We start from the raw sequence: 16,885 nt of genomic DNA, 5'->3' as shown, positions 1-16,885 counted from the left end.
GCCGCAGGCGGGCGTCTCGAAGGACGAGGCGCGCGCTCAGCTCGCGCCAAGCGCCATATGCAATTGCCCTTGGTCAAGAAGGGGGCGAAATCCGGCTGGCGACGCCGCATTTAGTGGCATACCATTTGCTTGCAAGTGGGCTCGGCTTCACTCACCCCATTTGCCAATGAAAAGCTGGCATCACGGCAATACCGGAGGACTTCATGGATCGCAGGACCGTATTGAAGGGACTGGCTGGCGCGGGCGGTCTGGCATTGACCGGCCTCGCGGCTCCGGCGATCGCACAAGGCGCATCCGCACGCACCCTGCGCTTCGTTCCGCAGGCCAATCTCGCCAATTTCGACCCGATCTGGGGCACGCAATATGTCGTGCGCAACGCCGCCGCGATGGTCTGGGACACGCTGTACGGCATCGACGCGCAGCTTAAGCCGCAGCGGCAGATGGTCGAATCCGAGCAGATGTCGGACGACGGCACGACCTGGACCTTCAAACTGCGCCCGGGCCTCAAGTTCCATGACGGCGAACCGGTGCTGAGCAAGGACGTCGTCGCGAGCCTGACGCGCTGGTCGGCGCGCGATCCCATGGGATTGATGATCAAGGCGCTGCAGCAGGAGCTCACGGCCGTCGACGACCGCACCTTTAAATGGGTGCTCAAGCAGCCCTTCCCGAAGATGCTTTACGCGCTGGCCAAGAACAATTCGCCGTGCGGCTTCATCATGCCGGAGCGCATCGCGCAGACCGATCCGTTCAAGCAGATCACCGACTATGTCGGCTCGGGGCCGATGAAGTTCGCCAAAGGCGAGTGGGTGCCCGGCGCCAAGGCGGTGTTCGAGAAATTTGCCGATTACGTACCGCGGCAGGAGAAGGCCTCCTGGCTCGCCGGCGGCAAGCAGATCCTAGTCGATCGCATCGAGTGGATCGTGATGCCGGATCCGGCCACGGCCGCCGCGGCGTTGCAGAACGGCGAAGTGGATTGGTGGGAAAACCCGATTGCGGACCTCGTTCCGGTCCTGAAGAAGAACAAGAACATCAGCGTCGACATCGGCGATCCCCTCGGCAATATCGGCTCGTTCCGCATGAACCATCTGTTCGCGCCTTTCAACGACGTGCGGGCGCGGCGCGCGGTGCTGATGGCGCTCAGCCAGGAAGACTACATGCGCGCGATCGTCGGCGACGACAACGCGCTCTGGAAGCCGCTGCCCGGCTTCTTCACGCCTGATACGCCGCTCTACAGCGAGGTGGGCGGGGAGATCCTGAAAGGCAAGCGCGATCTCGATGCGGCCAAGAAACTGCTCGCCGAGAGCGGCTATTCCGGCCAGCCGGTGACGTGCCTCGTGGCGCAGGACCAGCCGATCACCAAGGCGCAGGGCGATGTCACCGCCGACCTCTTGAAGAAGCTCGGCATGAACGTCGACTTCGTCGCCACCGACTGGGGCACGGTCGGCTCGCGCCGCGCGCAGAAGACCCCGCCCGGGCAGGGCGGCTGGAACATGTTCCACACCTGGCACGCGGGCGCCGACTGCATCAATCCGGCACCGTACACCGCCGTTCGCGCCAACGGCGACAAGGCCTGGTTCGGCTGGCCCAACAGCCCCGGCACCGAGAAGGAGGTTGCGTCCTGGTTTGAGGCCAAGAACCTCGACGAGGAGAAGGCCGCCATCGGCCGCCTCAACAAGGCGGCGCTCGACGACGTCGTCTACGCGCCGACCGGCTTCTTCCTGAGCTACACCGCGTGGCGCAAGAACGTCTCCGGCATCACCAAGGGACCGCTGCCCTTCTTCTGGGGCGTGTCCAAGTCGGCATGATCGTGCGCTGAGGCCAGATGCTCTCCTACATCCTTCGCCGTATCGCCGCGACCTTGCCGGTCATGGCCATCGTCGCGCTGTTCGTGTTCAGCCTGCTCTACATCGCGCCGGGTGATCCCGCCGTGGTGATCGCGGGCGATCAGGCCAGTCCTGAGGATGTGGAGCGCATCCGGCAGAGCCTTGGGCTGGACCGGCCGTTCCTGGTCCAGTTCGGAGGCTGGGTCTGGCGCATTCTGCACGGCGATCTCGGCACCTCGATCTTCACCAACCTGCCGGTGTCGGCGATGATCGGGCAGCGTCTCGGGCCGACCTTGTCGCTGATGATCGTCACCCTGCTGCTCACCATTGTGGTGGCGGTGCCGCTCGGCGTGGTGGCGGCATGGAAGGCCGGCAGCCTGATCGACCGCGTGATCATGGGCTTTGCGGTGTTCGGCTTCTCGCTGCCCGTGTTCGTGGTCGGCTACATGCTCGCCTACATCTTTGCCCTCGAGTTGGAATGGCTGCCGGTGCAGGGCTACACGCCGCTCAGCCAGGGCTTCTGGCCATGGCTGGAGAATCTGATCCTGCCGTCGATCGCGCTCGGCTGCGTCTACATCGCGCTGGTTGCCCGCATCACCCGCGCCTCCATGCTCGAAGTGCTGCAGCAGGACTACATCCGCACCGCCAAGGCCAAGGGCCTCGGCCAGGGCGGCATCCTGTTCATTCATGCGCTGAAGAACGCGGCGGTGCCGATCGTCACCGTGATCGGGATCGGCATCGCGCTCCTGATCGGGGGCGCGGTCGTGACCGAGAGCGTGTTCGCGATCCCCGGCCTCGGCCGCCTGACCATCGATGCGATCCTGCGCCGCGATTATCCGGTGATCCAGGGCATCGTGCTGCTGTTCAGCTTCGTCTACGTCCTCGTCAATCTGATGATCGACGTCGTCTACACGCTCGTTGACCCGAGGATCCGCTATTGACCGACACCACCATCAATCCGCAATCGCTTCCGGCCGGCCTCGCCGTCGCGCCGCAGCTGCCCGACATCCTGAGGCCGGTCGCGATCCGGCGCGGCCTGGTGGGCTTGTTGCGCGGCCATCCGACGGTTGCGATCGGCGGTGCGCTGCTGCTGACGCTGGTCCTGATCGCGGTCTTCGCCCCCTATCTCGGCACGGTCGACCCGACCGCGCTCGCGCCGGCCAAGCGCACGCGCGCGCCGTCGGCCGATTTCTGGTTCGGCACCGACGTGCTCGGCCGCGACATCTATTCGCGCGTGCTTTACGGCGCGCGGGTTTCGCTCACGGTCGGCCTGTCGGTCGCGATCTTCGCGTCCGCCGCCGGCCTTGCCATCGGCATGGTCTCCGGCTTCATCCGCTGGGCCGACGGCATCCTGATGCGGTTCATGGACGGCTTGATGTCGATCCCGCCGATCCTGCTCGCCATTGCGTTGATGGCGCTGACCCGCGGCAGCGTCGGCAACGTCATCCTGGCGATCACCGTTGCCGAGATCCCGCGTGTCTCGCGCCTCGTCCGCAGCGTGGTGCTGTCGCTGCGCGAGCAGCCTTATGTCGACGCGGCGGTCGCCTGCGGCACGCGCACGCCGATGATCATCCTGCGCCATATCCTGCCGAACACGGTTGCACCCATGCTGGTGCAGGCGACCTATATCTGCGCCAGCGCCATGATCACGGAGGCGATCCTCTCCTTCATCGGCGCCGGCACACCGCCCACCATTCCCTCCTGGGGCAACATCATGGCGGAGGGCCGGGCGCTGTGGCAGGTCAAGCCCTACATCGTGTTCTTCCCAGCGGCGTTCCTGTCCGTCACCGTGCTCGCCGTGAACCTGCTCGGCGACGGCCTTCGCGATGCGCTCGACCCGCGCATGGCCAAAAGTCTCTGACGGATCGGGGCTGATCGCGATGGCTTTGCTCGAAGTCGAGAACCTCCAGACCCATTTTCGCACCCCGGGCGGCATCAACCGGGCGGTCGACGGCGTATCTTTTCACGTCGACGAAGGCGAGACGCTGGCCATCGTCGGCGAGTCCGGCTGCGGCAAGTCGGTGACGTCGATGTCCCTGATGCGGCTGATTCCGGAGCCGCCGGGCCGGATCGCAGGCAGCATCCGCTTTGCGGGCAAGGACCTGCTGCAACTTGCCGATCGCGAGATGCGCGCGATCCGCGGCAACGACATCTCGATGATTTTCCAGGAGCCGATGACGAGCCTCAATCCGGTGCTCACGGTCGGCCGCCAGATTCGCGAGACCTTGATGATCCACCAGGGCCTCGACAAGCAGGCCGCCGAAGCGCACGCGATCGAGATGCTGACGCTGGTCGGTATTCCCGAGCCGAAGCGGCGTGTGCGCGAATATCCGCACCAGCTGTCCGGCGGCATGCGCCAGCGCGTCATGATCGCCATCGCGCTGGCCTGCAATCCGAAGCTTCTGATCGCGGACGAGCCGACCACCGCGCTCGACGTGACGATCCAGGCCCAGATCCTCAAGCTGATGCTGGACCTCAAGCGCCGGGTCGGCGCCGCCATCATCCTGATCACCCACGATCTCGGCGTCGTCGCCGAGATCGCCGAACGCGTCATGGTGATGTATGCCGGCCGCAAGGTCGAGGAGGCGCCGGTCGCGGAGCTGTTCCGCTCGCCGCGCCATCCCTATACGCAGGGTCTGCTTGGTGCGGTCCCGCGGCTCGGCTCGTCACTGACGGGGACCGCAAGGCGGCTTGCCGAGATTCCCGGACAGGTGCCGGACCTCCGCAAGCCCATCGTCGGCTGCGTCTTTGCCGGGCGCTGTGCACTTGCGACCGATCTCTGCCGGCAATATGCGCCGGGCCTTGAAGAGAAGGGGCCGCGCCACATCGCCGCCTGTCACTATTCGGCCAAGGGAGCCGTCGCGGCATGAGTCCTCCGCTGCTCCAGGTCAACGACCTCAAGAAGCATTTTCCGGTCAAGACCGGCCTTTTCAACCGCAAGTCCGAATTCGTCTATGCGGTCGACGGCGTGTCGTTCGAGATCGCGCGCGGCGAGACGCTGTCGCTGGTCGGGGAGTCGGGCTGCGGCAAGTCGACGGTCGGCCGTGCCGTCCTGCGGCTGTTCGACATCACCTCGGGCCAGGTCATCCTCGACGGCCAGCGGATCGACGATGCCACACCAGGCACGATGCGCCAGATGCGTCGCCGTGTGCAGGTGGTGTTCCAGGATCCGTTCTCGAGCCTCAATCCGCGCATGCGCGTGCGCGATATCCTGGCCGAGCCGATCCGCAATTTCGGCCTCGCCAAATCCGCGGAAGACCTCGAGGTGCGCGTCACATCGCTGATGGACACCGTGCGCCTGCCGCGCGAGGCGTTGAACCGCAGGCCGCACGAATTCTCCGGCGGCCAGCGCCAGCGCATCGGCATTGCGCGGGCGCTCGCAGCCGAGCCCGAGCTGATCGTGTGCGACGAGGCGGTCTCCGCGCTCGACGTCTCGGTCAAGGCGCAGATCGTCAATCTGCTCCAGGATCTGCAAAGCGAGTTCGGCCTCGCGCTGCTCTTCATCAGCCACGACCTCGCCATCGTCGAGCACATGACCCACCGCGTGGCGGTGATGTATCTCGGCAAGATCGTCGAAGTGGCGCCGCGCCGCGAGATCTTCGCCGAGCCGAGACATCCCTACACCAAGGCGCTGCTCTCCGCGGTGCCGCTTCCGGAGCCGGGCGCGGAGCGCAATCCCATCATTCTCAAGGGCGACGTGCCGAGCCCGATCAATCCGCCCAGCGGATGCCGCTTCCACACCCGCTGCCCCTTCGTCTTCGACCGCTGCCGGACCGAGGAGCCGACGCTGCGCGCAGCCGGAGCCGAGCAATGGGTCGCCTGCCATCTGGAAGAGGCTGCGCCGGCGACGAGCGGTTGAATTCACGTCGTGTTGGCCGCGCCGACGCGCGGGATCGCCTGTGGCCGGGCGTCTCGAAGGACGAGGCGCACGCTCAGCTCGCGCAAAGCCATATGCGATCGCTCTGACGGAAGGCGCGACTGACATCGGGTGATGATGGCACTATGCCCCTGTTTTGCCCGACAAGTCAAAATCCACCGCCGATCTGCGTCGAGATGGCCTCGGATCGGAGGCCGCGCGGTGCATCGGAAATTCGTAAGCGAAAACAAGCCCGTTGTACTGTGCATGGGGTTGTTTTCGCACTTTTGTGGTGGCGGACCTCAACCCTGCCGACGCAGGAAGCCGGTGATCGTGACTTTGTCCCAGATTCCGGCCGCGGCAAACGGATCGGCGCGGTTGAAGGCCTCGACTTCGGCACGGCTAGGGGCCTCGATCAGGAACAGGCTGCCGATCATGGTCTGGCCGTCGTCGGACACCAGCGGCCCCGACATCACGATCTTGACCCCGAAGCGCGAGGTGTCGCTCAGGAACGCCTTGTGGGCGTCGTAATTGGCAAGCCGCGTCGGGAGCGCTCCGGCGCGATCGAGCGCGTGAATGGCGAACAGCATGGTGTCTCCGTGTCTTGCTTCGGTATTGGGACGGCCGCAGCTGCGGCCGTCCGGGTTCGCAGTGATTGGTCGGTTTACTTCGCGCTGAGCTTGCCGGCTTCCTCGAAGGTGGGGCATTTGCGCTGCTCCAGCGGCACGTCGAACGGCTGGTAATTGTCCTTGGTGATCACCGTCGGCTTCAGCACGATCTCGGCGATGATGGGCTCATTGCGCAAGGACCGGATCGCCATCATGGTGCCGAGGCAGCCTTGCGCAAAGCCGTTGTAGTCGCCGCTCGCGAGCAGCTTGCCGGACTTGATCGCGTCGATCGCCTCCTTGGTGCCGTTGATGCCGATCACCTGCGCCTTGCGGTTGGCGCCGTCGAGCGCCTCGATCGCGCCTACCGCCATGGCGTCGTTGGCGGCCAGCACGCCGTCGATCTGCGGATTCGACTGCATCAGGTTCTCCATGACCTGGAGCGCCTGTAGCCGCTGGTAGTTGCCGGGCTGCGAGGCCAGCAGCTTGGCCCCCGGGGCCTCCTTCAGCGCGTCGTTGAAGCCGCGGACGCGGTCGACATTGGTCAGCGAGCCCTTGACGCCCTCGATGATGACGATGTTGCCCTTGCCGCCCAGCGTCTTCAGCAGGAAGCGCGCTGTCTCCAGCCCGAGGCTATAATCGTCGGCGCCGACGAAGGACAGGAACTTGCCGCCGGCCGAGCGGTCGGTGATGTTGACGAGCGGGATCTTGGCCTCGTTGATCTTCTCGACGCCCGGAACCATCGCCTTGTAGTCGACCGGCGTGAACACGATCGCGCTCGGCTTCTTCACCACGACGTCCTCGATCTGGCTGAGCTGCTCGGGGATCGAGTCCGGCTTGGTCGGGATATATTGCAGCGTCTTCGCGTTCAGCACCTTCGCCATGTTGTCGGCGCCGACCCGCACCGTCTGGAAGAACGGGTTGGTCTGGTTCTTGGTGAAGACGGCGATCGTCTCGCCGTCGGCGCGCGCCGTAGTGGTGAACGCAGTCGCCATCAGCAGCGGCAGCGCCATATAGCCCAGTGTCTTTCTCATGTTGCTTCCATCCCTCGTTTTGCTTGTTGGATTGCTAGAACTTACTGCGCGCGGCGGCGCGTCTTCATGTCGAGCCAGACCGCGAGAATGACGATGACGCCGGTGACGAGCGGCTGCCAGTTGGCGCTGACCGAGAGCAGGTTCATGCCGTTCAGCACCAGGGTGAGGATCAGCGCGCCGATGAAGGTGCCGAACACAGTGCCGACGCCGCCGAACAGCGAGGTGCCGCCGATCAGCACGGCCGCGATCGCCGGCAAGGTCAGGCTCTCGCCGATGTCGGCTTCGGCTGAATTGAGCCGCGACAGGAAGATGATCGAGGCGAGCCCCGCCATGGTGCCCGAGACCGCATAGACCAGCAACAGGCGCCGCGCGACCGGAATGCCGGAGAGGCGCGCCGCAACCGGATTGGCGCCGATCGCATAGATCTCCTGGCCCCAGACCGTGCGCTGCGCGAAGAACGTGCCGATGCCGAGGAACACCAGCAGCAGATAGACCGGGATCGGCAGGCCGAACAGATAGCCGCTGCCGATCTGGCGGAAGCCGGCCGGGAAGCCGTGCAGGGTCTCGCCCGCCATGTACCAATAGGTGAGTCCGTTCAGCACCCAGAGCATGCCGTAGGTGGCGATGAAGGAGGGGATACGCAGCGCGGTGACCATGATGCCGTTGAGGAGGCCGACGAGGCCGCCGCTCGCAAGCCCGGTGAGGATGCCGAGCGCGGGCGAGCCGGTCGTGTGAATCACCGTGCCGGCGAGGCAGGCCGACAGCGCGACATTGGCGCCGACGGAGAGATCGAGGCCGGCGGTCAGCACCACCAGCGTCAGGCCCGAGGCAATGAAGAAGGTCAGGCTCGCCTGGCGGAGCACGTTGAGGATGTTGCCGAGGCTCAGGAAGGAATCGCTGAGCACGGCGAGCACGGCGCAGATCAGGAGCGCCGCGAGCAGGCGGTAGAACACCTGGATCGCATCCTGCGACAGGAATGAGCGGGGCGGCATCATCGCTTCTTTGGTGATGTCGGTCATGCCCGGCTCCTGAGTCCGTCGAGGAACAGTGCGAGGATGACGAGCACGCCGACGCTGGCGACCTGCACCGAGGACGGCAGCGAGATCAGGTTCAGCCCGTTGCGCAGCACGCCGACGGAGAGGACGCCGAGCAGCGTGCCAAGCAGCCAGCCATTGCCGCGCTCGAACGAGGTGCCGCCGACAGCTACGGCGGCGATGGCGTCGAATTCGAGCCCGAGGCCGGCAGTGGGGTGGCCGGAGTTCATCCGCGCCGTCATCAACAGGCCGGCAATGCCGGCCATGGCGCCGCCGATCGCATAGACAGCGATCAGCAGCCTGTTGGGCGAGAGCCCTGCATAGCGCAACGCCTCGCGGTTGCCGCCGAGCGCGAAGATGTAGGTGCCGAAGCGGGTGTGATAGAGCAGCACGTGGAAGACTGCGTAGGTCACGAGCGCCATCACGATCGGAACGGGGACTCCCAGAAGCGTCGCCGAGTAGATGTCGCGCACGCTGTGGGGAATGCCGACGACGCTCTGGCCGTCGCTGACGATCAGCGACAGTCCCTGGGCCATGCCGAGCGTCCCCAGCGTTGCGACGAAGGGCGGAATGCCGAGGATGGCGACCAGCCAGCCATTGGCGAGGCCGAAGGCCGTGCCGACCAGCAGGCCGGCGCCGAGGCCCAGCAACATCGATTTCGTCGCGAGCGACACGATCGCGACGCAGAGCGAGGTCAGCGTCAGCACCGCGCCCATCGACAGGTCGAGCCCCTCGGTCATGATGATCAGCGTCATCGGCAGCGCGAGCATGGTCAGGATGGTCGACTGCACCAGCACGTTGGAGAGGTTGGCGACCGACAGGAAGCCGGGCGCGATCACGCTGAACAGCGCGATCAGCAGCACCAGCACCATGGCAACGCCGGGAATGCGCTGCAGCGGATTAGGTTGAGCGACGACCGCGGCCTCACGCATGATGCATCCCCAATCGCACGATGTTCTCCTCGGTCAATTCGCTGCGCGTCAGGTGGCCGGCGATGCGACCCTCGCGCATCACATAGGCGCGGTCGCAGACGTGGCAGATCTCGACCTGCTCGGACGAGATCATAAGGGCCGCTGCACCCTCCGCGACGAGGCGGTCGATCAGCGCGAAGATCTCAGACTTGGCGCCGATGTCGATGCCGCGCGTCGGCTCGTCGAAGATGAAGAGCTTCGATCCCGCCGCAAGCCATTTGCCGATCACGACCTTCTGCTGGTTGCCGCCCGACAGCAGGCCGACGGTCTGGCGTGCGCTCGGGGTCGCAATGCGCAGCTGGCGGATCAGGCCGTCCGCGGTGCGCTGGGCCCTGCGCTGGTCGAACATCCCGCTCGGAAACAGCTTTCGCAGCGCCGACACGACGAGATTGTCGCTGACCGAGCGCAGCAGCGCGAGACCCTCGCTCTTCCGGCTCTCGGGGATCAGCGCGATGCCGCGGCGGGCGGCAAGGTCCGGTTCGCCGGAGATGCTCTTGCCGTCGAAGATGATCTCGCCCGAGGTCACGGGATCGGCGCCGAAGATGGCGCGGGCGACCTCACTGCGGCCGGAGCCGACCAGGCCGCACAGGCCGACGATCTCGCCCCGGCGCACCTCGATGTTGATGTCGGAGATGCCGGTCGGCGCGCTCAGGCTCTTGACCTCGAGCAGCACCTCGCCAGGTTTGTCGGCGAAATGACGCGGATAGGTCATGTCGACGTTGCGACCGACCATCATGCGAACCAGCTGGTCCGGTGTGACATCGGCCGGCCTGACGCCGTCGATGCGGCGGCCGTCGCGCAGCACCGTGATGCGATCGCCGAGCGCGAACACCTCAGCCATGCGGTGCGAAATATAGACGATCGAGACGCCGTCAGCCTTCAGCCGCCCGATCAAGGCGAACAAGAGCTCGGTCTCGCGGTCGGACAGCGCCGCGGTCGGCTCGTCCATGACGAGGATGCGGGCGTTCTGGCTGATCGCCTTGGCGATCTCGACCATCTGCTGCTGGGCGACGCCGAGCTTGTCGACGGTGGTGGAGGGATCGATGTCGAAGCCGATCGTGTCGAGCACGCGCTTGGCGTCGGCCAGGATCTTGCGGCGGTCGATGGTGCCGGGGATGCGGCCCTTGGGCTCGCGTCCCAGGAAGATATTCTGGGCGATGTCGAGATGGGGGACCAGCGAGAATTCCTGGAAGATCACGGCAATGCCGAGCTTCTGCGCGTCCGCGGTGGAATTGATCGCGACCGTCTCGCCCTTGTAGTAGAACTCGCCGGCGTCGGCGCGGTAGGCGCCGCAGAGCACTTTCATCAGGCTCGATTTGCCGGCGCCGTTCTCGCCGAGCAGCATGTGGACTTCGCCGGGATGGACGGCAAAGGACACGTCGTCCAGCGCCTTGACGCCGGGAAACTCCTTGCTGATCCCGCGCAGCTCCAGCAGCGGCGTGGGCGAGGTGACTTCGATCGGGAGCGCGTCGCTCATGACTTTGCACTCATGACTTTGCACTCATGTCTTGGCTCCGCCTGAAAAGATCTTTCCGGGGTTCATCAGCCCATTCGGATCGAGCGCGGTCTTGATCGACCGCATCACGTCGACGGCCTCGCCGAGCTCGTCGGCGAGATAACCGATCTTGCCGAGCCCGATGCCGTGCTCGCCGGTGCAGGTGCCGTCCATGGCGATGGCGCGGGCGACCATGCGGGCCTGCAGCGCCTTGGCGTCTTCGGCCTCTTCGGGCTTGGCTGGGTCGATCAGGATCAGCATGTGGAAATTGCCGTCGCCGACATGGCCGACGATCGGCGCGGTGAAGCCGTGCTCGTCGGCATCGCGCCGCGTCTCGGTCAGGCATTCCGCCAGACGGGAGATCGGCACGCAGACATCGGTGATCACGGCCCGCGCACCGGGCCGCAGGCCGAGGCCGGCATACAGGGTGTTGTCGCGGGCGTGCCAGAGCCGGCTGCGATCTTCCGGCGCCTTCGCCCAGGCAAAGCCATGGCCGCCATGGTCGGCGGCGATGGCTTGCGCCGCCTCGGCCTGCTCGGCAACGGAGTTCTCCGAGCCGTGGAATTCGAAGAACAGCGTGGGCGCCTCGCGATAGCCGAGTTTTGCGTAAGCGTTTATGCCGCGCATCATGACGTCGTCGAGCAGCTCGACGCGCGCCACGGGAATTGCGGACTGGATCACGGAGATCGCGGTATCCACCGCATCGTGGAGGGTATCGAAGCTGCACACCGCGGCCGAGATCGCCTGCGGCACCGGATGAACCTTCAGCGTGATCTCGGTGATGATTCCGAGCGTGCCCTCCGCGCCGACGAACATGCGCGTGAGGTCATACCCGGCCGCCGATTTGCGCGCGCGTCGCGCGGTGCGGATCACGCGGCCATCGGCCAGCACCACCTCGAGCGCCATGACATTGTCCTTCATGGTGCCGTAGCGCACCGCCATCGTGCCGGAGGCGCGCGTCGAGGTCATGCCGCCGATCGAAGCGTCAGCGCCGGGGTCGATCGGGAAGAACAGGCCGGTATTGCGCAGCTCCGCATTGAGCTGCTTGCGCGTGATACCGGGTTGCACCACGACGTCCATATCGCTGTCGTGCACGGCCAGTACCTTGTTCATCCGCGCGAAGTCGAAGCAGACGCCGCCCGCGACGGCGGCTGCATTGCCTTCGAGCGAGGTGCCGGCGCCGAACGGGACGATCGGCATACCCGCGCTGGCGCAGAGCTTGACGATCTCGGCGACCTCCTGCGTCGTCTCCGGGAAGACGACGATGTCCGGCGGCAGGCTCCGATAGTGCGACTCGCTCTGGCCATGCTGATCGAGCACGGCACGCGCGACGCTCGCGCGCGGGCCGATCATGCCAGTGAGGCGCTCGGCCAATATGCCCGTGCTGACCCGCGGTCCCATCCTCAAGCTCCCGTCTGCTCCCGTTGCCGGACTCTTGTTGGTCCGACGTCCAGCTTAAGCGGCTCTCGCGTTGCTCGCGAGCTGCTTCAGGCCGAAATCGTAGTTGAGATGAAAATACGCGCGCTCGACCATGCGACCATCCGGCGCACGGCCGGCGGGATGAGGGACGAACTCCCGGATCAGGCTGTCCTTGACGCCGAACACCACGTCGCTGTCGAGATATTGGTCGCCGGCAACGAACACGTGCGTCACCAGCTGCTCGAAACCTGGCGCTGAGATCATGAAGTGGACATGGGCAGGACGCCAGGGGTGACGTCCCTGCGCCTCCAGCATGTCGCCGACCGGCCCGTCATGCGGAATGGGATAAGCGGCAGGCTTGATCGACCAGAAATGGAAGCGGCCGTTCGCATCGGTGTGGAAGCGCGCGCGCATTGCGAGATCGCCGATCTCGTCGAGCTGCTGGACGTCGTAATAGCCGTCGTCGTCGGAATGCCAGACGTCGACCACCGCCCCCGCGAGCGGCTTTCCGTCGGCGGTCGAGACCGAGCCGGTGACAAACATCGGATCGCCTTCCATCGGACCGGAAATGTCGGCGCCGCTGTCCTTTTCCGGCGCGGCCTGGACGAAGAACGGCCCGAGCACCGTGGTCTCGGTGGCGCCTTCCGGCACCGGATGGTTGATGGCGTCGACCAGCATGGAGACGCCGAGCGTGTCCGACAGCAGGATGAATTCCTGGCGCTTGTCGTTGCACATGTGCCCGGTGCGGGTCAGGAAGTCGATGCCGAACTCCCATTCCTTCTGGGTCGGCCGCACCTCGCGGACGAAGGCGTGAAGGTGACGCACCAGCGCTTCGCTCACCTCCTTGATGCGCGGGTCGCTCGCGCCCGCGATCCGCTCCAGCACCGCGTCCGTGATCGTGCTCTCGTTGAAGTTACGCATCTGGGCCTCCGTTGATCACAGCTTCGGCTCGCCGAGGCCGGATAGCCTTTCGAGATGTTTGACGGTCGCGATGAAATCAGTGTCGCCGTCGCCCTGTGCGACCAGCGAGCCATAGGTCTCGCGCACCTGCGCCGCGAGCTGCAGCGGCACGCCGACAGCGTGGCCGGCACCGAGGATGAGATCGAGGTCCTTGGCCATCTGCTTGCAGGAGAACGTCGACTCGAAATCGCGCGTCCGCAGCGGCGCAGTCTTGTATTTCACCATCGGTGAGGCCACCGCGCTGTCGTCGAGCACCTTCAGGATGTCCTGCCAGGCGATGCCGCCCTTGCGCGCCAGCGCCAGGCTCTCGGCCATCATCGCGGCCGACACCGCGATCATGAGATTGACAGATAGTTTGGCGTAGCGGGCTTCCTCTGCAGGCCCCAGATAGGTCTGGGCGCGGGTGAAGGCGGCGAACAGCGGCTTCGCGCCTTCGAAGGCCTCCCTCGGCCCCGACACAAAGCAGGTCAGCGCGCCGGTGTGAACGATGCTGGCGTTGCCGGAGACCGGCGAGCGCAGATAGGAAATGCCACGCGCCTGCGCCGCGGCGGCAACCTCGCTGGACGCTTCGACGCTCACGGTGCTGGTTTCGACGAGAACGGCGCCGGGCGCTAACGCCGTGATGATGCCGGCAGGGCCGAGCAGCGCGCCGCGCAGGGCCGCGTCATCGGGAAGGGACGTCACGACAGCCGGCTTGCCGCTCACGGCCTCGGCCGGCGATGCGGCAATCGCAATGCCTTGCCCGCGGGCTTCGTTGCTCCGCGCCGCGCTCTGGTCGAATGCGGTCACCGCGTAGCCGGCCTTGGCGACGAGCACCGACATCGGCAGGCCCATTTTGCCGATCCCGATGAAAGCAACATTCTTCGAAACGTCAGTCATTGTTGTTGTCCATTGGCGCCGTCACGCAGCGTGGCCCTGTCGTTCGATGTCTTGCACCAGCCGCTGGCCAGATTGCACAAGCAGCTTTTTCTTCGCCTCCAGCCCGTCGACCAGCAAGCGGCCGTCCCGCTTCTTCCACCTGCCGCCGATCATGACGGCCTCGATATTGGCAAGGCCCGTCTGCATCACGACGGTCGCGACGGGATCATGCACGGGAACGAGATCGAGACCGGAGGCGTCGATGATGACGAGATCGGCGAGCTTTCCCAGTGTCAGCGATCCGATCTGGTGCTCACGGCCGAGCATGCGGGCGCCTTCCGTCGTGATCCAGCGCAGCGCTTCGCGCACGGGAATCGTGGTCGTCGCCGGAATGGTGCCGCTCACGCGGCGCGACTCCGCGTTGTCGAGCGCCCGCTGCATCGACAGCGCGATGCGGGCGGCAGAGAGCAGATCGCCGGCCAGCACGGATTCCAGATCGATGCCGATGGAAGGGCGGACGCCGCGCTTCAGCAGCCGGCCGGTGATCGGAAAGCCGTGGCCCTGAATCATCTCGTTTTCGGGCGTGATCGAGAAGGACACGCCGAGATCGACGAGACGATCGAGCAGGTCATCAGGCAGATCGTTGCCATGCACGATGTTGACGCCCGCGCCGACGAGGCCGGCTTCGATCAGCTGCTCCCAGCCGCCGGGCGTCTTGGCCGGACCGCCGCCCTGATGCATCGATGCGATCAGGTTGAGCTCCCGCGTCAGGCGGAAATCATGCATGGCGACGTCGAGCGTCGAATAATGCGGGCCGAGAATGGCGAGCCCGAGCGTGACGAGGCCGTCGCGGTTGGCGAGGGGACCGGCCAAGAGCCGCTCGACCTCGCGGCGCGGATGCGGCACTTCCGAGAAATGCGGCTCGCCCGGCTTCGGCTCGGGCTTCGGCGAGCCATGGAAGAAGGCGGCACGAATGCCGCTCTCGATCAGGCCGCGCACGGCGGCGTCGGTATGATCGGGAGTCGGATTGTTGTGGCACCAGTCGACCAGCGTGGTGACGCCGTGGTTGATCTGGTTCAGCGCGCCGACCAGCGTTGCGATGTAGATGTCGTCGGGCCGGAACACTGTCGCGAGCCCGGCATGCATGCGGCGAAAATATTCCAGCAGCGTCCAGTTCGTGGCAAAGCCGCGCAATCCCGTCTGCCAGGTGTGCATGTGCGCGTTGATGAGGCCGGGGATGACGATGCGACCCGTGCCGTCAATGATTTCGACGTCCGCCGCGACCTCGATCGACGACCGCACGTCGGCGATACGGCTGCCCTCGACCAGCACATCACCGGTCGCGAGATCGCCGATCGCATCATCCATGCTGATGACGGTTGCGGATCTGATCAGGGTGCGCCGCATTGCTTCAAGCCGCCGCTTTCATGACGCCGGGTGGCTCGCCGGCCCAGGCACGTGCAATCAGGTCGCGAATGGCGCCGCGCTCGAGCGGCCGTGGATTCCAGTAGGCGTTTGTGACCGCGAGATCGGCCGCCTTCTCGATGCCGCTCTCGGGCATGCCGACGTCACGCAGCGCAAGCTTCGCACCCAGCCGCTTGGCAAGGTCGTAGAGACCCTGGGCTGCGTCGGCGGCGCCGATCGCGCGCGAGATGCGCGCCATCGCATCGGGCACATCAGGCGCGTTATAGGCCAGCGCATGCGGCAGCACGATGGTGTGGGTCTCGGCGTGCGGCAGATCGAAGGTGCCGCCGAGCGTATGGCAGAGCTTGTGATGCAGCGCCATGCCGACGGTGCCGAGACAGACGCCGCAGAGCCAGGCGCCATAGAGCGCCTCGGTGCGGGCCTCGCGGTCGTCGCTTCTGGCGGCGATCGCGGGCAGGGCGCGAGCCAGCGCGCGGATGCCCTCTTCCGCCATCAGCGAGGTGACAGGATTGGCGTCGCGCGCATAGAGCGCCTCGACCGCATGGGCGATCGCATTGATGCCGGATGTCGCGGCGAGACTTGCCGGCAGCGTCAAAGTGAGATCGACGTCGTAGATCACGGTCTCCGGCAGCACCGCCGCATCGCGCACCGTGGTCTTCAGGCCGTTCTCGGTCTGGCCCAGGATCGGCGTCATTTCCGAGCCGGCATAGGTGGTGGGGATGCAGAGCTGGTTCACGCCGGTGCGCAAGGCCAGCGCCTTGCCGAGCCCCGTGGTCGAGCCGCCGCCGAGCGAGACGACGCAGTCGGCCTCGCATGCCTTCATCGCCGCGAGCGCGCGTTCCGTGACGTCGACCGGCGTGTGCATGGTGGCGCCCGAGAAGATGCCGGCATGGAGCGGGCCGAGTGCGGCGCCCAGGCTCTTGCCCTGCGCCTCCTGCTGCGGCGTCGTCAGCACCAGCGCGCGCTTGCCGCCGAGCCGCTCGACTTCGGCCCGGGCGCTAGCCAAGGTTCCGATGCCGAACACGACACGGCAGGGCAGGTTTTCAAAGGTGAACGAGCCGATCATGCGCCGGCCTCTTTGATGGGATAATCGACCTGGAAGCGCCCGATCCGCAAGTCGCCCAGGGCCTCTCGCACGCGCAGATGCTCCGGGTGGTTGGCGTAGGCGGCAAGGGCGGCCTGGTCGGTGAACTCGGAGAACAGGACCACGTCGCAGGCGTAGTCGACCGCGCTGACGTCCATGCCGACTTCGATATGGGTGAGGCCGTCGATCCGGCCCTTGAGGCCCTCGAACAGGGTCTTGACCTTGAGCCGGGCGGCCGAGCGCTCCGCGGGCGTCTCCCCGCGCAGTCGCCACATCACGATGTGCCTGATCGGGCCCGACATTTCCTGATTTCCTCGCCTG

The 16,885-nt window shown here is 66.0% G+C and carries 16 protein-coding genes; 5 read left to right on the top strand and 11 right to left on the bottom strand.

Annotated elements, in window-relative coordinates; genetic code table 11:
• Positions 1-203 precede the first annotated feature (203 nt).
• Genes AC3WLX_RS06010 through AC3WLX_RS05990 form a run of 5 tightly spaced genes read left to right on the top strand, consistent with a single transcriptional unit; the run spans position 204 to position 5,682 of the window.
• Entirely contained in the window at positions 204-1,805 is a 1,602-nt protein-coding gene (locus AC3WLX_RS06010) for an ABC transporter substrate-binding protein (protein ID WP_492335082.1), read from the top strand.
• A 17-nt stretch (positions 1,806-1,822) separates the two neighbouring features.
• On the top strand, positions 1,823-2,764 hold the full coding sequence (locus tag AC3WLX_RS06005; RefSeq protein ID WP_291626284.1) for an ABC transporter permease: 942 nt from the start codon (positions 1,823-1,825) through the stop codon (positions 2,762-2,764).
• Entirely contained in the window at positions 2,761-3,684 is a 924-nt protein-coding gene (locus tag AC3WLX_RS06000) for an ABC transporter permease (RefSeq protein WP_291626282.1), read from the top strand. The genes AC3WLX_RS06005 and AC3WLX_RS06000 overlap by 4 nt, the downstream gene beginning before the upstream one ends.
• Before the next feature lie 19 nt (positions 3,685-3,703).
• Positions 3,704-4,693, top strand: a complete 990-nt coding sequence (locus AC3WLX_RS05995; protein WP_291626279.1) for an ABC transporter ATP-binding protein — start codon at positions 3,704-3,706, stop codon at positions 4,691-4,693.
• Entirely contained in the window at positions 4,690-5,682 is a 993-nt protein-coding gene (locus tag AC3WLX_RS05990; protein ID WP_492335081.1) for an ABC transporter ATP-binding protein, read from the top strand. Before AC3WLX_RS05995 ends, AC3WLX_RS05990 begins: the two co-directional genes overlap by 4 nt.
• A 299-nt stretch (positions 5,683-5,981) precedes the next feature.
• On the opposite strand, the gene AC3WLX_RS05985 is transcribed toward AC3WLX_RS05990, so the two are convergent.
• The 11 genes from AC3WLX_RS05985 to AC3WLX_RS05935 all read right to left on the bottom strand — a co-directional run bounded on the left by AC3WLX_RS05985 (position 5,982) and on the right by AC3WLX_RS05935 (position 16,866).
• Positions 5,982-6,269 carry a YciI family protein gene (locus tag AC3WLX_RS05985; RefSeq protein ID WP_492335080.1) on the bottom strand — a complete coding sequence of 96 codons (288 nt, stop codon included), beginning with the start codon at positions 6,267-6,269 and terminating at the stop codon, positions 5,982-5,984.
• Between the two features lie 74 nt (positions 6,270-6,343).
• Complete coding sequence (locus AC3WLX_RS05980) at positions 6,344-7,318, bottom strand: sugar ABC transporter substrate-binding protein (protein WP_492335079.1); 975 nt, start codon at positions 7,316-7,318, stop codon at positions 6,344-6,346.
• A gap of 41 nt (positions 7,319-7,359) precedes the next feature.
• Positions 7,360-8,337 (bottom strand): ABC transporter permease, encoded by a 978-nt coding sequence (locus tag AC3WLX_RS05975; protein WP_492335078.1) that lies wholly within the window; start codon positions 8,335-8,337, stop codon positions 7,360-7,362.
• Positions 8,334-9,284, bottom strand: coding sequence for an ABC transporter permease (locus AC3WLX_RS05970; RefSeq protein ID WP_492335077.1), 951 nt, complete (start codon positions 9,282-9,284; stop codon positions 8,334-8,336). Before AC3WLX_RS05970 ends, AC3WLX_RS05975 begins: the two co-directional genes overlap by 4 nt.
• Complete coding sequence (locus AC3WLX_RS05965; RefSeq protein WP_492335076.1) at positions 9,277-10,800, bottom strand: sugar ABC transporter ATP-binding protein; 1,524 nt, start codon at positions 10,798-10,800, stop codon at positions 9,277-9,279. Before AC3WLX_RS05965 ends, AC3WLX_RS05970 begins: the two co-directional genes overlap by 8 nt.
• A gap of 24 nt (positions 10,801-10,824) precedes the next feature.
• On the bottom strand, positions 10,825-12,219 hold the full coding sequence (locus AC3WLX_RS05960) for an FAD-linked oxidase C-terminal domain-containing protein (RefSeq protein WP_492335075.1): 1,395 nt from the start codon (positions 12,217-12,219) through the stop codon (positions 10,825-10,827).
• Between the two features lie 54 nt (positions 12,220-12,273).
• On the bottom strand, positions 12,274-13,158 hold the full coding sequence (locus AC3WLX_RS05955; protein WP_492335074.1) for an intradiol ring-cleavage dioxygenase: 885 nt from the start codon (positions 13,156-13,158) through the stop codon (positions 12,274-12,276).
• Between the two features lie 15 nt (positions 13,159-13,173).
• A complete protein-coding gene (locus tag AC3WLX_RS05950) occupies positions 13,174-14,076 on the bottom strand; it encodes an NAD(P)-dependent oxidoreductase (RefSeq protein ID WP_492335073.1) in 903 nt (300 codons plus the stop codon).
• Between the two features lie 21 nt (positions 14,077-14,097).
• Complete coding sequence (locus AC3WLX_RS05945) at positions 14,098-15,462, bottom strand: amidohydrolase family protein (protein ID WP_492335072.1); 1,365 nt, start codon at positions 15,460-15,462, stop codon at positions 14,098-14,100.
• Between the two features lie 4 nt (positions 15,463-15,466).
• Positions 15,467-16,546, bottom strand: coding sequence for a maleylacetate reductase (locus tag AC3WLX_RS05940; protein ID WP_492335071.1), 1,080 nt, complete (start codon positions 16,544-16,546; stop codon positions 15,467-15,469).
• Positions 16,543-16,866 carry a Dabb family protein gene (locus tag AC3WLX_RS05935; RefSeq protein ID WP_492335070.1) on the bottom strand — a complete coding sequence of 108 codons (324 nt, stop codon included), beginning with the start codon at positions 16,864-16,866 and terminating at the stop codon, positions 16,543-16,545. Before AC3WLX_RS05935 ends, AC3WLX_RS05940 begins: the two co-directional genes overlap by 4 nt.
• Between the last annotated feature and the right edge of the window lie 19 nt (positions 16,867-16,885).

This window comes from Bradyrhizobium sp. FW305-F6, assembly GCF_058782905.1.
Note: the sequence above shows the minus strand (reverse complement) of the source record. Positions and strands in the feature narration are given on the sequence as shown.